This window comes from Burkholderia sp. BC1 (assembly GCF_052683555.1).
In genome coordinates, this window is sequence record NZ_JBQYLP010000193.1 from 1 (window position 1) to 562 (window position 562).

General features: G+C 65.7%; 1 protein-coding gene. It reads left to right on the forward strand.

The features are described from left to right. Positions 1 to 61: 61 nt before the first annotated feature. Positions 62 to 562: ParB/Srx family N-terminal domain-containing protein (locus tag ACSHSS_RS30300; RefSeq protein WP_445545979.1), on the forward strand; the 501-nt coding region annotated here is incomplete at its 3' end.

A 562-nucleotide genomic window follows, 5' to 3' on the forward strand; every position in this document is an offset into this window, starting at 1 on the left:
CGGCTACGTCTGCGATGACCGCCGAGCCGAATAAATCAGCGTTTCCCTAGGAGAAATCACCATGAACGCCGTACTCAAAACCGAAGCCGTCGCCATCGAAGCCGCCGCACCGCTGGAAGTGGCCGACCCGACCAAGAACCTGATCTTGGTTCCCCTCTCGCAGTTGCTGCCGCGCCGCTCCAAGCGCAACGTCCGCACGACCCCGCGCCAGTCCATCCCCGAACTGGCCGCGAGCATTGCCCGCATCGGCCTGCTGCAAAACCTGATCGTCATCCTGTCCGCCGATGGGGAGCAATACGAAGTCGTCGCAGGCGACCGCCGCCTGACCGCCTTGAAGCTGCTGGCGAAGAAGAAGCGCATCCCCGCCGACTACGAAGTGCCGTGCCTGCTGGTGGCCGATGCTTCGGCCCGCACCGTCAGCCTCGCGGAGAACGTGCAGCGCGAGAACATGCACCCCGCCGACCAGTTCGCGGCCTTCGCCGCGCTGGTCAAGGAAGGACGCCCCATCGAGGACATTGCCGCCGACTTCGGCGTGTCCCCGCTGGTGGTGCAGCGCCGCTTG